The organism is Coleofasciculus sp. E2-BRE-01, from assembly GCF_040221695.1.
GTDB lineage: Bacteria > Cyanobacteriota > Cyanobacteriia > Cyanobacteriales > Coleofasciculaceae > Coleofasciculus.
Map to the genome: position 1 here is coordinate 173,976 of NZ_JAVKEA010000059.1, position 12,211 is coordinate 186,186.

Below are 12,211 nucleotides of genomic sequence, written 5' to 3' on the forward strand. Positions count from 1 at the left end.
CGCGGAAATTGAACGTCAAGCTAATTACATAATTTCGCGATCGCGGTGTGGTTCAATGACTTTTTTAACAGTTTCAGACATACTATAATTCGTGCGAACAATTTGAGGACAACGCAGACAGGCAGCTTTCCCTTTCTGTTGCCACCATCGACAATCTTGACGAATGCGACAGGGTGGTAAGTCTTTCACCACTGTCGGTAATCCCTCGACAATTTGTTGAATAAGATGGCATTGATGTCCATCAAAATGTTGACATCTCCGTTCCCAGCAAGGAGCAGCGATTCGATAAACTTCAGTTGGATCAACGGGTTCAGATAATGCTAGTAATTCATCCGTTATTGGCTGAGGTTCCCGCAGATATGCTACTTGTGGACTGTCAACAGTGCCACCTACTATACCGAAGACAACGCTACCCTGAGTATCAGGGGGAGAGCTAGGACAGAGTGAAGATTTACTGTCTTTTGGATGTGCCATTTCTGACGGCATTGGTGTTTCCTGACTCAGCTTGGTTATGTCTTTTTTTGAATTATTCATTTTTTTCAATAAATGAGAATTTATTTGAAATTTAACGATGAATTGAAACAAGATGACAACGGGGTTTAATTCTTGGGAGCAAGTGTTTGATTTAGTTAACGATATCGATTCATTTTATTTTTCAACCATTGTCTCAGTAAACCTAAGGTTTTAGTTGGTGGATCGTTAGCTATCTCAGCTTTAGAGTTATTCCCCGCCTGATCATTAACTTGGTCTACAGATATTACACCCGCTGTTTCCGGAGGAGGCGCTGGTGCTGTGCCTGCAAGTAGAGTGATAACGTGACTATCGGCACTGGCTATTTCTCGACGCCTTAACGCTCGATCGACGGCTCGCTCAATTGCTTCCCCTAATTCTTTCGTGTCAATTTCAAGGTCAAACTTGAGAGCAATTTGTAAGTCTGGAGACAAATAAGTTTGTAATTCTTGTTTTTCTTTCTCATTAACCTGCTCAGAGAGTAAATTATAGGCTATTAACTGTAAATCACCTGTCTCGTTTTTGACCACTTGGCGTAGCACGTCTTTCCCAGGCTGACCATAGTTAAGCGCCTCGTCTAAAGCCGCCATCCGGATTTCTTCAGACTCACTCGTCAAACGTTGTTTAACTCCCTCTAAGCCACCCAGTACGCCAGAATTTAAGGGGAAACCTTGTCCGCCTAAAACGGCGTCATTGGGATTGGGTTGATTGGAATTGGCTGTCATCGGTTACGATTGTTGTCGGTGTAGTTAGGAAAAGGTGTACAGAACTGGTGTTCTCAAGATAATACCTTTGTACTATTTAGGATAACGACACGGAAATTGAACGTCAAGGCAATTACATAATTTCGCGATCGCATCAGCTCATTACTCTGAACGGCTGAGGGTAAACTGTCCTACATTCCCCGCCGTATCGTACCAATGTCCATCAAAGCGATCGGGTTGAGTTAATCTTCCCGCATGAACTGCATAGTAGCCGTTTCCTGGGGTTTCTTGGATGAAATAAATTAGGGTAATTCCTCGCCCTGTTACTACTTCTCCGTTAAACGTACTGGGATTATTGATATATACATAATGTCCGGTAAAGTTTGTCCCCTCTTGACTCAAACAGACGGAATAGGTGCGTCCTAACCGCTGAATTTTCCATGCTGTTTCAGTTTGAAAACTATGAAACATTGATTGTTGTTTTAAAGCTTAATAGGTTATATCATGTCCGGTAGCATCAGTTGTGTATAGTGGTAAAAGCGTAGAAGGGGAAAATGGTAAGGTTTTTGTCCCAATACCTACAGGTAGGATAGACGAACGACACAACCGAACATAATATTATTTAATTTTTTGATCAAAACGTATCTGTAAGTAAAGGGCGACCCGATCAAATTGAGTGGACTTGGGTTGTTCAGTGATGCAAGCGGGTCGCCCCTACAGCGTTTTTTCTGGGATTAGAAGCTTGGGCAGACTTATTGTGAAAAATTAACCCGGCTCTTCTCCATAATGTTCACCTCTGACTTTACCCCGAAACACAATGTATTGATAGATGTTGTATGCCAACATAATTGGAATCAGAACACCGATAAAGATGATCATGAACACCAGTGCACTGGGGTCAGCCGCCGCCTCATAAATGGTGATCTGAGTGGGGATAATGTAGGGAAACACAACCAAGGCTAATCCTAGGAATGTCAGTAAAAACAGTAGAATCGTCCAAATTAATGGCGTTCTCTCTTCCTGTCGAGCCAGACTTCTCCAGAGTAGCCAAATTAGGGTGATTCCCAGGAGGGGGATGGCGGCGAAGATATACACTTGAGGTTGAGAAAAAAGACGCGATCGCGCATATTCATAAAAGATGGGCGTGGTAATCGTAATCACAATCGCGCCAATTAGCGTGGTGATCGCGGCAATTCTAGCGGTTCTGTAATGGGTAGCTTGTAATTCTCCCTCTGTTTTCAAAACCAAATACGTTGAACCAATCAACACATACCCTTGAATCAAAGTCAATGCCATCAGCACAGATTGCCAGGTGAGCCAATCCCAAGTCCCGCCAATAAAATGACCCGCTTCATCAACCGTAATCCCCGATAGCACAGCCCCCAACGCAAATCCTTGACCCAGTGCTGCACTAAAACTTCCGACACCAAACGCTAAATTCCAGAAGAACTTACGATCCGCTTGTTCACGAAACTCAAACGCCACCGCCCGAAAGATAAACCCAAAGATCATCAAGAAAATGGGGATGTACAAGGCAGTTAAAATCGTGCCGTAGGCTAAAGGAAATGCCCCAAACAAACCTCCTCCCATAATCACCAGCCAGGTTTCGTTGGCATCCCAAACATTACCCAAACTGGTCATTAAAATACCCCGGCGTTCCTCAGTTGAAGAAGTCAGGGATAAAATGCCCACGCCTAAATCAAATCCATCTAGCATCACGTAGAGGAAGAGAAACAAGGCTAAAATGGCAAACCAAACTTGGGGAAGAAAATAGGATAATGTTTCCATAAAACCTCCTACTGTTGCGCTTCTAGGGGACGTTCATCAGGAATAAATTGTCCAGGCTCAGTGTTGACTCCTTCTTGAGTTTCAGAACTGGGTAAAGGGAGGTTGAAATTGGGACCTCGGCGGATAATTCGGCTCCCGAAAAACAAAGCGGCACAAAATAACAGGGTATAAACCCCGCTAAAACTGAGTAACGAGGTTAACACATTACTGGCTGGAATATTAGACACGGCATCTACAGTGCGAATCTGCCCGTAAACTGTCCATGGCTGTCGTCCCACACAGCGGACAATCCAGCCGGATTCAACCGCAATATAACCGAGGGGTGCAGCAAAAATCCAGGCAAACAGAAGCCAACGCTGCTGGGTAATGTTTTCCGGTGAAAGCTTACCGCGTAGCCATTGCAGTACACTCACCAGCATTAATCCGGCGAAGAAGAAACCAATGGCAATCATAATTCGGAAGGAATAGTAGATTAACCCTAATAGATGGGGTCGATCTTCTGGTTTCCACTCCTTCAATCCCAACACGGGTTCTGGTAATTCTTTTTGGAATTCCAGGATATATCCCAACGCATTGGGAACTTTAATTTCCCAATCATTTTGTTCAGCGGTTTCATTGGGAAATGCCAAAAGACTCCAATCTGCCGCAACGCCTGCGGGTACAGTTTCCCACTGCGCCTCCATCGCGGCTAGTTTAGAAGGCTGATGACGATACACTTGTTCGCCACTTAAATGTCCAATATAGATCTGTAAGGGAGCAACTGCGATCGCAACCGCTAAGACAATTTTCAACGCCTTAGAAAAGAAGGCGGAATGGCGTTTGTTGAGAATGTACCAAGCGCTAATTCCACCAATCACAAACAGCGATGTTTCCAGAGTGCCAAAGAACATGTGCAGAACGCTGTTCATCATAAAGGGATTAAAAATTGCCTGAAAATAATCACTGACAATAAACTTGCCATCGACAAATTCTCCCCCGGCTGGGGTTTGCATCCAGGAATTGGCGGCTAAAATCCAGAACGTGGATAAGTTGGCACCGAATGCCACAAGAATAGTTGCAACGTAGTGCATGATGGGATGAACCCGCTGCCAACCAAACACCATAATCCCCAAAAACGCCGCTTCTAGCATGAACGCCATCGACGCTTCAAAGCCGAGAATGCTGCCAAAAAAATTACCAACCGCCTCGGAAAAGGATGCCCAGTTGGTACCAAACTGAAATTCCATCGGCACACCTGTAGCGACACCGATGCCAAAGTTAAGGACATACAGCTTTGACCAGAAGCGAGCATGGTAATAATAATCAGGATTGCGCGTCTTCAGCCATAGTCCTTCCACGATAACCAGGTAAATCCCCATACCTGTGGTGAGAACGGGCCACAGCATGTGAAAAATAGCCGTCACCGCAAATTGCAGACGTGACAATACGACGGTATCGGACAAAAATTCCATAACGTTCCGTTACATAAGACCTGAACATGGACTAGAAAACCTGCGATCAGGCTCATGACCCGATTCGTTCTTATCCTAACCTGCTCAAACCGTGACGACGAGAGGCATATCCTCCCCAAGGGCATTCTTTTTTTAGACGGGGAACGGAGAGTTAAGAGGAGGCGATTGAAATCGCTGCTACACAAACAAAGTCCGCCTGCGCGGACTGGGTTATAACGGGGATAGCGTTCCCCGGATTTGTTATTATTCATTTCCCCCTCTTCCCTTCAAAAGGGGGAAGCCAGAGGATGCGAGAGCTTTTTGTTATGCGGGGAGGACAGAGGATGCTTCGCTTCTGTTGCACGGAAGGGGGGAGAATTCAAAGCCTCTCTCCTTGCAGGAGAGAGGTTTTCCAGATCCCGACCAAAAGTAAGCTACAGGATAACCACAGGGTTTGGTGTCTTTAGCGCGGTAGCGTTTCCTGTGCCACATCCCCTAAGTTAAACAGGAATGGCACACTACTATTGGAATCACCGCTCATGACCAAAACTTTTGGCATTTGCGCCCCACCTTGTTTCCAGGCTTCGATCGCTTCTTTTTGCAGAACCAGTGGTCCGCCTTGCTCTCTCAGGGTTTCCGCCAACAGTCGTTGGGCTTCGGCTCTACCCTTAGCGCGATTAATGTCCGCTTGGGCTTGTTGTTCGGCTTCCCTGGCAACGTAAACAGCACGTTGCGCCCGTTGTTCAGCGATTTGTTTTTCCTCAACCGCCCTGGAGAACTCTGGGGAGAAGTTTAGGTCAACCACGCTGGTATCCAGGACGATGATGCCATACTTTTCCAACCGTTCATTCAAAGCATTATCAAAGTCCTGCTTCAGTTCAGTCCGTTTGGTGATGGCTTCTTCTACCGTTCGCCTCGCTGCTGCAACTTTGAACGATTCCTGAGTCTGGGGGGCGATAATTTTCGAGACGATATTCTGTAATGTGCCTTGTGTCCGTCGGATCGTAACCACCTGTGTGGGATCAAGGCGGAAGTTGATCGCGAAGCTAGCCGAGAGATCCTGAAGATCCTTAGTGGAACTCTGGGCGGGAACTTCAAATTTTTGCACAGTCACATCATATACGTCCACCACTGAAACCAAGGGGGGTTTAATGTGGATTCCCTCTAGTAAGGCTCCATCTCTCGCTTTACCCAAGATGCTGATGACCCCGGCTTGACCTGGGTTGATGATCACAAAGGAGCTAAAGCTAAGGAGAATCAAGGCTGCTGCGATAATCCCTCCCACTAAAGCTTGCCAATTCTGTGAATTCTGATACTTCAACGTTTACTCTCCTTACTCAAACGCCATTGGCGACTCTTTACAGCCTACCAATGTTCAGACTCAATTGCGGCGATAAAAGAGAAGATGGGGAAGCAGGGGAGCGAAGGTGCAAAGGTGCAGGGGAACGGGGGTGTCATGGTGTGTCTGTTGTAGGGGCGGGTTTTACCGATAACAGTTTGCTACAAACCGATAATTTAACTAAACCCGCCCTGACTCAGCGTTCAGATTTTTTAATCCCTCTTCCTTGCTGCCCAATCTTATACCAAATCTGCTTAATTAAACGGATACAGGAGTTTTCAGGAGGGTGACAAAGTTCGAGAGAATTTGCAATCCTGCGGTGGACGACTTTTCAGGATGGAACTGAACCGCCATCATATTATCCCGCGCGATCGCAGCCGTGACCTGTTGTGAGCCGTGGGTTACTGTAGCGGCGCGAATCGTCGGATCAACGGGTTCAACGTAGTAGGAATGGACAAAATAAACTTGTGGGTTCTCAGATAACTGCATCCACAAGGGACAATCCGGTTGAGTAAACTCCAAGTGGTTCCACCCCATGTGCGGAATCCGGATATCCGGTTCTGGCTGAAATCGCCGCACTTTCCCAGGGATAATCCCTAATCCGGGTTCTTTTCCTTCTTCTGAACCCTCAAACAGAATTTGTAACCCCAAACAGATACCCAGGAACGGTTTACCACTGGCAATCACCCGCTTAATCGGTTCCTCAAGTCCACGCGATCGCAAATGCTGTACAGCCGGATCAAATGAACCCACTCCCGGTAGTACCACCGCATCCGCCTGTTCAATCTCAGCCGAGACATCCGTTATCTTGGTTGTTGCACCTGCATTCTCCAACCCTTTACAAGCCGAGTGCAAGTTACCCATATCGTAATCAACCACCGCAATGATTGGCATGAACCGATTCCTCATTATTTTTATGGTTCAATCTATATTTTAGTGAGTTCGGTGCTAATCGATAATGTCAACAACTATCCTTTTGACTTCCTTTCAAACCTGGTTGCCTCATCAGAAATCCAATGCGTCCGATGATTTACTCCTCAAACTCCAAGCTGAGAGTAACCTGTTCCAAGATCAAGCCATATCGTTAACCTTCCTGAGACAGCTACCCGTGGATGTATTCCCCGCCAGTGATTTAGCGATCGCGAAAATTGAACACCTGCAACCGGATGTGGTGATCTGTTGCGGTATGGCGGAATCCCGTTCCCGATTAACTGTAGAAGCTGGAGCAACGCCTCGATACCTTGTTGCTCAAGTGTATTGGTTCATTTATTATCTACTTCTTCAACCAATTTTAAGCCTGAAAGGGTTGTCCTATTGTCTTCCCGCCTTCTTTGGCAATGAGACATCTTTCGAGACTCAATTGCTCAAAACTGCTGTAGACTTAGAGAAATTAGTCGAGGGATTAACTGAAACTGAGATTAGTCATGACGCGGGAAAATTTGTCTGTGAAGGACTCTATTATCAGCTATTACGCTATTTTCAGGATTATTCCCCAACAACAGGCTGCATTTTTGTCCACGTTCCCGTACTAACCCCCGAAAATCTAGCCACAATTTTGACTGACTTTCGCCTAATTATTTCCCGAATCGCCCTTTGGTCAACCCTTCAACACCAAAGCCGAAGACGAGATGCAACGACTGCGGCTTAGAGACAAAGGCAATATTGATTCCTTCTGCTTTAATGGAGTTTTTTTAGGTTGGGTTTCGACTTCGCTCAAGCCAACCGACTAACCCCTGCACAGCGCAGCGGAAATACTTGAACAGCTTCGTAGATAGGATGAAAATGTAGAGACGCGCCATGGCGCGTCTGGGAAGCGTGGGAAGATGTTAGCTGTTCAGTTATTTCTATTTGCACTAGACGAAAAAGCAGATACCCTAACAGAAATGTCGATCCAAGGTTTTCTTGCCTAAAATGGTAAAAATAAGTCTTCTGTAGGAATTGCGCCATGGTGGAACCGGGGACAGCGTTGAGTAGTGTCGGCGCTTTAATCGTTAAAAACTTAGAACTCCAGCAGATTTGGCTGAAACTACAGCAGGAAAATCTGGAAGAGTACGTTAACGATTTTTTCCAAGACTGCCTCAGCGAGGGGGTACTATTAGCCTCACCGCATATCCTCAAAAACGCCTTACTCGAAGCCTTAGCGGAATTCTTGACAATAATCGAAGATGAACTATTAGTTGAATGTGGGTTAACCGAAGCCGAAGTCAGAGACACCTATCAAGTAGCAATCGGGCGGTTTATCCGAGATGACGACGTGAAACCCCTATTGGGAAAAGCCTTTGAAAAAAAATGTCGCGCCATCGACGCCAATCAATTAAGAACCATTTGGGTACAGCGCTATTCACCCAATATGCCACCTGGGTTTAACTGGGATGGGGTTGCCAAGCAATATGTTAAAGATGTGAGACGCATTGTTAGGAATTCGCCAGAGTTAGAGGAACTGTTAGAATTAGAGATTCAGGAATCCATAGAAGAAAAGGTTCGGGAAATTGCTGGAATTCCTCCGGATTTTAATTTACCCAAATATCAAGAGGGATTACGGGAACGCTACAGCAACTTAAATCTATCCAGTTTAGATACAACAGGCTGCGCCTATAACCAACTGAAACTCTGGCGACTCTTCATCCCCCAAAATGTGCGACAAGTTCATCAGGTATTACCCAAAATCTATGAACTGCCCAAAGAACATCAACGGCGACTGCGAGAAAGTAATCAACTTGACACAGATATATCCATCGAAGAGTTAACCGAATATAAACAGGTTTATGCTCAACAGCCAATTCGCCCCATCAATGAAATTATTAACGATAAAGATAACTATCGCTATCTAGTAATTCTCGGTGATCCGGGTTCCGGTAAATCTACCTTATTACAATATTTGGCATTAGATTGGGCAAATTCTACACCTAATGACGCCAGTTTACAGCCGATTCCCCTGCTGATTGAATTACGCACCTATATGCGGAATCGCGATGTGGGACAATGGAAGAATTTCCTGGAATTCTTCCATGATAGCAGTGGGATTGTCTGTCATCTGAATCAGCATCAACTGGTGGAACAGTTAAAAGCCGGAAATGCTTTAGTCATGTTTGATGGCTTAGATGAAGTATTTGATCCGGGGAAACGGGAGGATGTAATGACCGATATTCATCGCTTCACCAATGATTATCCTGATGTGCGGGTAATTGTCACCTCTCGCGTGATTGGCTATAAACCACAGCGGTTACAAGATGCCCAGTTTGATCATTTTATGTTGCAAGATTTGGAGGCAAATCAGATTCAGGAGTTTATTACCCGTTGGCATGATTTAACGTTTACGGATCAAGTGGATAAACATAGGAAGCGAGAACGGCTGCAACGGGCAATTGATACCTCAAAAGCGATTCGGGAACTGGCTGAAAATCCCTTATTGCTAACCATGATGGCAATATTAAATCGTAATCAGGAATTGCCCAGAGATAGACCCGAATTATACAACCAAGCGTCGCGGGTATTGCTGCATCAATGGGATGTGGAACGGGCGTTAGTGGAACATCAGCAGTTAGAGATTCAAACCATTGATTATAAAGATAAGCAGGCGATGTTGCGTCGGGTGGCTTATCAGATGCAAGCAGCGGAGAAAGAGTTCGCGGTAGCTAATCTGATTGCGGCGGATGAGTTAGATCAGATTTTGACAGATTATCTGAAAACCTTAGATATCAATAATCCCAGAGTGATAGCTAGGGTGATGATAAAGCAACTGCGGGAACGGAATTTTATATTATGTTTCATGGGGGCGGATTATTATGCCTTTGTGCATCGGACATTTTTGGAATATTTCTGCGCCTGGGAATATGTTTGGCAGTTTGAGAAAGAACGAACAATTTCTCTGGAGGAGTTGAAAAGCGAGGTTTTTGGTAAGCATTGGTGGAATCCATCTTGGGATGAGGTGCTGTGTTTAATCATAGGAATGATTCAGCCAAAAATTGCTGGTCATGTCATTGAATATTTGATTGAAACACCTGATGCAGATGAATGGCATACTGATCTTTCACACAGCAAGCTATTTTTTGCAGCTAAGTGCATTTCAGAAGTGAGAAATCGGGTTGATATTAAGGAAACTGCTGATAAAATGCTCGACCGACTGAAAGGTTTGACTGATGGCGATGACCCTATAGAAAAAGAAGAAGCAATTAGAGTGATCGCAACTATATGGAAAGATGCCCCAGAGACATTAAATTTGCTCAAAGCTATAGCTCAGTCTGATCGCTATTGCTATCATGATTATACTCAATTGATAGCAGTTAAGGGATTAGCCGAGAACTGGAAAAATGACCCTGATACTTTTCTCCTACTGATGGAACTGGCTAAGTCAGATGAGAATGGTCATGTTGGAAATGCAGCGATACAAAAATTACTTAAAGGCTGGAAAGATAAGCCAAACTTTTTGTCCGACCTTAAGACATTGGCTCAGTCAGCTAAGCATTGTCGTGTGCGAGAGACAGCGATGCGAGAATGGGCGCAAGGCGGGTTCTCAGATCCTGATATTTTACCTTTACTGAAGAGAGTGGCTCAGTCTAATGATCATTGGCATGTCCGAGCAGCAGCATTGGAGGAGTTAGCACGAGGCTGGAAAGATGAATCGGGGATATTTGAATTTATATGCGATCGCGCCGTCAATGATCCCTATCCTTTAAAAGATGAGACAAATCCTTTAAAAGATGAGACAAACAAGACACCTAATCCTCGTAAAACGGCACTTAAAATCATTATCAAACAATATCCTGATAATCCCCAGACTCTACCCTTGCTGCGCGACAGAGCCGAAAATGATCCTGATGAAAAAGTTAGGGAGTTTGCTCAGACAGAATTGGCACAATTCGAGAAGCAAAAAAGTGATATATGATATAATTTTAAACATGAATTTTGTTGACATAATCCAATCTAAACAACGTTAGTGTTAACTGAAATTGCACTAAATTTCGAGTTTGTAGTCAGCGCTTTAGCGCTTCTAGCACTAAATTGTTTACTACGAAACCCGCTTAATCAGCGACATTCGTGTTAAATGTGTAGGGGCGGGTTTCACAACTATCTTTTTGGTTGCACCCAGATGTGACTAAACCCGCCCTGTTTCTGGAGTTGTCAATTTATACAAGCGGGTCGCCCCTACAGGGGAATCATATTAGAGGGGCAAACTTTGATAAAATTTAATCAACATCCCTCAACGACAGCACAACAACTTATGACTAAGTAAATTCAACTTAGGTTTTAATACTATGACACTCACCAAAGAAGAAATCATTTATCCCTCTAGTGATGGTAAACCCATGGCAGACAGCACCCTTCAATATCAATGGATTACCAAAATCCAAGGCGGCTGTGATGCTTTATTTAAAGATGACCCCAATGTATTTGTCGCCGGAGACTTACTTTGGTATCCAGTTGAAGGCAATAACACCATCTCTCAAGCGCCGGATGTAATGGTTGTGTTTGGCGTACCAAAAGGCGATCGCCGTTCCTACCTACAATGGCGCGAAAATAATATCCCACCGCAGGTTGTCTTTGAAATCCGTTCTTATCATGACAGCCAGACTAAGATGGATAAAAAACTGGCATTTTATAACCGCTATGGCGTCGAAGAATATTACCTCTATGATCCAGACAATAAAGGTTTGAGAGGGTGGCAAAGAATAGAGGGACTATTAGAAGTCATTGAACCCATGTCCGGCTGGGTTAGTCCTCGCTTAACGGTGCGGTTTGAATTAACAGAAGCAGGGTTAGAATTATATCGACCTGATGGGCAACAGTTTTTGTCCTATTTGGAGTTAGAACAACAGCGAGAACAAGAAGCTCAACGTGCTGAACGGTTAGCGGCAAAATTGCGGGAGTTGAATATTGATCCAGATAGTCTTTAAGGCAATTTAGAGGTTCGTAGTTGCGCTTTAGCGCCATAAGCGTTCACATCGCTTACGACAAAAGTTATGGTGCGTTACGCTACCCTTTGAGAACGCTACGCGAACGCTAACTTCCAGCCCTCACCCCCAGCCCCTCTCCCAAGCTTGGGAGAGGGGAGTAAAAGAGTCCGGTTCCCCTTCTCCCATGCAAAAAAAGCGAAGCATTCTCTGTCCTCCCCCATGGAACAAAAAGCGAAGCATCTGCTGGCTTCCCCCTTTTTAAGGGGGACGGGAGGGGGATCAAAAGGGGGACGGAAGGGGGATCTAATAAGGGGGAACGAGGGGGGATGGAGAAGGGGTTAGGGGATGAGGGGGAAATAATAAAAACGTGCGAATACACAGCCCTAAAACCGGGCGCACGTCTGTCATTGGTGTCAACTTAAGGTGAAAGCTCGGTTGAGCAAGGGTGTCGGGTGTCGGGTGTCGGGTGTCGGGTGTCGGGTGTCGGGTGTCAGGATGGAATTGTCTGTTGGAGGCGAAAAAACCTCACACCTACCACCATTCACC

The 12,211-nt window shown here is 45.1% G+C and carries 11 protein-coding genes; 4 read left to right on the forward strand and 7 right to left on the reverse strand.

Going from position 1 to position 12,211, the window contains the following annotated elements; translation table 11 throughout:
- Nucleotides 1-24: 24 nt before the first annotated feature.
- The 6 genes from RIG66_RS07360 to RIG66_RS07385 form a co-directional block, all read right to left on the reverse strand.
- Entirely contained in the window at nucleotides 25-534 is a 510-nt protein-coding gene (locus tag RIG66_RS07360) for a nitrogen fixation protein (protein ID WP_446376632.1), read from the reverse strand.
- A gap of 95 nt (nucleotides 535-629) precedes the next feature.
- On the reverse strand, nucleotides 630-1,235 hold the full coding sequence (locus tag RIG66_RS07365; protein WP_446376634.1) for a hypothetical protein: 606 nt from the start codon (nucleotides 1,233-1,235) through the stop codon (nucleotides 630-632).
- Between the two features lie 141 nt (nucleotides 1,236-1,376).
- Nucleotides 1,377-1,685: a hypothetical protein gene (locus tag RIG66_RS07370; protein ID WP_446376636.1), complete on the reverse strand. Its 309-nt coding sequence runs from the start codon at nucleotides 1,683-1,685 to the stop codon at nucleotides 1,377-1,379.
- 294 nt (nucleotides 1,686-1,979) lie between these two features.
- The gene (cydB, locus tag RIG66_RS07375; RefSeq protein ID WP_446376638.1) at nucleotides 1,980-3,002 is read right to left on the reverse strand and encodes a cytochrome d ubiquinol oxidase subunit II; all 1,023 of its coding nucleotides are present in this window, start codon (nucleotides 3,000-3,002) and stop codon (nucleotides 1,980-1,982) included.
- Between the two features lie 8 nt (nucleotides 3,003-3,010).
- Nucleotides 3,011-4,453 (reverse strand): cytochrome ubiquinol oxidase subunit I, encoded by a 1,443-nt coding sequence (locus tag RIG66_RS07380; protein ID WP_446376640.1) that lies wholly within the window; start codon nucleotides 4,451-4,453, stop codon nucleotides 3,011-3,013.
- A 442-nt stretch (nucleotides 4,454-4,895) separates the two neighbouring features.
- A complete protein-coding gene (locus RIG66_RS07385) occupies nucleotides 4,896-5,753 on the reverse strand; it encodes a prohibitin family protein (protein ID WP_446376642.1) in 858 nt (285 codons plus the stop codon).
- A 50-nt stretch (nucleotides 5,754-5,803) separates the two neighbouring features.
- On the opposite strand from RIG66_RS07385, the gene RIG66_RS07390 reads away from it, so the two are divergent.
- A complete protein-coding gene (locus tag RIG66_RS07390) occupies nucleotides 5,804-6,061 on the forward strand; it encodes a hypothetical protein (protein WP_446376644.1) in 258 nt (85 codons plus the stop codon).
- Here the strand turns inward: RIG66_RS07390 and hisH are convergent.
- Nucleotides 6,030-6,665, reverse strand: coding sequence for an imidazole glycerol phosphate synthase subunit HisH (hisH, locus tag RIG66_RS07395; protein WP_446376646.1), 636 nt, complete (start codon nucleotides 6,663-6,665; stop codon nucleotides 6,030-6,032). The genes RIG66_RS07390 and hisH overlap by 32 nt on opposite strands.
- A gap of 64 nt (nucleotides 6,666-6,729) precedes the next feature.
- Here hisH and RIG66_RS07400 point away from each other — a divergent pair, with 64 nt between their 5' ends.
- The 3 genes from RIG66_RS07400 (at nucleotide 6,730) to RIG66_RS07410 (ending at nucleotide 11,665) form a co-directional block, all read left to right on the forward strand.
- Nucleotides 6,730-7,419 (forward strand): peptidase C15, encoded by a 690-nt coding sequence (locus tag RIG66_RS07400; protein WP_446376648.1) that lies wholly within the window; start codon nucleotides 6,730-6,732, stop codon nucleotides 7,417-7,419.
- 297 nt (nucleotides 7,420-7,716) lie between these two features.
- The gene (locus tag RIG66_RS07405) at nucleotides 7,717-10,656 is read left to right on the forward strand and encodes an NACHT domain-containing protein (protein WP_446376650.1); all 2,940 of its coding nucleotides are present in this window, start codon (nucleotides 7,717-7,719) and stop codon (nucleotides 10,654-10,656) included.
- Nucleotides 10,657-11,026: 370 nt separating this feature from the next.
- Nucleotides 11,027-11,665: a Uma2 family endonuclease gene (locus RIG66_RS07410; RefSeq protein ID WP_446376652.1), complete on the forward strand. Its 639-nt coding sequence runs from the start codon at nucleotides 11,027-11,029 to the stop codon at nucleotides 11,663-11,665.
- Nucleotides 11,666-12,211: the final 546 nt, after the last annotated feature.

What these genes read in the sequence shown, in the direction of transcription:
- RIG66_RS07405 (WP_446376650.1), top strand. Translation starts at nt 7,717, where the DNA reads ATGGTGGAACCGGGGACAGCGTTGAGTAGTGTCGGCGCTTTAATCGTT.
- RIG66_RS07410 (WP_446376652.1), top strand. Translation starts at nt 11,027, where the DNA reads ATGACACTCACCAAAGAAGAAATCATTTATCCCTCTAGTGATGGTAAA.
- RIG66_RS07390 (WP_446376644.1), top strand. Translation starts at nt 5,804, where the DNA reads ATGTTCAGACTCAATTGCGGCGATAAAAGAGAAGATGGGGAAGCAGGG.
- RIG66_RS07370 (WP_446376636.1), bottom strand. Translation starts at nt 1,685, where the DNA reads ATGTTTCATAGTTTTCAAACTGAAACAGCATGGAAAATTCAGCGGTTA.
- RIG66_RS07380 (WP_446376640.1), bottom strand. Translation starts at nt 4,453, where the DNA reads ATGGAATTTTTGTCCGATACCGTCGTATTGTCACGTCTGCAATTTGCG.
- hisH (WP_446376646.1), bottom strand. Translation starts at nt 6,665, where the DNA reads ATGCCAATCATTGCGGTGGTTGATTACGATATGGGTAACTTGCACTCG.
- RIG66_RS07360 (WP_446376632.1), bottom strand. Translation starts at nt 534, where the DNA reads ATGAATAATTCAAAAAAAGACATAACCAAGCTGAGTCAGGAAACACCA.
- RIG66_RS07365 (WP_446376634.1), bottom strand. Translation starts at nt 1,235, where the DNA reads ATGACAGCCAATTCCAATCAACCCAATCCCAATGACGCCGTTTTAGGC.
- cydB (WP_446376638.1), bottom strand. Translation starts at nt 3,002, where the DNA reads ATGGAAACATTATCCTATTTTCTTCCCCAAGTTTGGTTTGCCATTTTA.
- RIG66_RS07400 (WP_446376648.1), top strand. Translation starts at nt 6,730, where the DNA reads ATGTCAACAACTATCCTTTTGACTTCCTTTCAAACCTGGTTGCCTCAT.